This is a genomic window from Amycolatopsis minnesotensis (genome assembly GCF_039529815.1).
In the GTDB taxonomy this organism is placed as follows: domain Bacteria; phylum Actinomycetota; class Actinomycetes; order Mycobacteriales; family Pseudonocardiaceae; genus Amycolatopsis; species Amycolatopsis minnesotensis.
Genome location: NZ_BAAANN010000160.1, coordinates 1 through 516, shown reverse-complemented (window position 1 = coordinate 516; position 516 = coordinate 1). Strand labels below are relative to the sequence as shown.

The following is a 516-nucleotide window of genomic DNA, read 5'->3' as shown; positions in this document are numbered from 1 at the left end:
GGAACCGGTGGTTCCTCCGGGGTGGGTTTTCTCAAGCGTGCCCTGGAGCTACAGTTCTTTCCGGAACTGATCGAGGTCCGCACCGAGTTGTGAGGAGTGTTTGATCGGTTCATGCCTTGAAATTGATCTGTGACAAGGTTTGCCTGCAAGTCACTCGATAAGCTGAGGGCAATGGTGGAAAGGAATCGTGGCATCGGCTTCGCGGTTCCCTGATCGGGGATGACATGGCCGCTTCACTGTCCCGCTATCTATTGCTGCTCCTGTTGGTCCTGTCTTTGGGCCTGCGTGCCGCAGTGCCGGCGGGTTTCATGCCGGGCCAGTCACACTGGATTGATTTCTGTCCCCACCAGGGCTGGGACAGTGGGTTTCTGGATCGGATCGCAACGGCGCATGCCGACCATGATCAAGACGGCGAGGCCCAGCTCCCCCATTGTCCCTGGTCACCCCTGGTCAGCGAATATGCCCTGATCGACCTCCGTACGGTCCTGTCGAGGCCGTCTCCCCAGGCGTCCCAAA

1 protein-coding gene is annotated in these 516 nt (G+C 59.1%); it reads left to right on the top strand.

Features of this window, described 5'->3' with window-relative positions; all coding sequences use genetic code 11:
- Positions 1 to 224: 224 nt before the first annotated feature.
- Positions 225 to 516, top strand: a 292-nt coding sequence (locus ABD256_RS44315) for a hypothetical protein (protein ID WP_344432427.1), incomplete at its 3' end; no start/stop codon positions are given.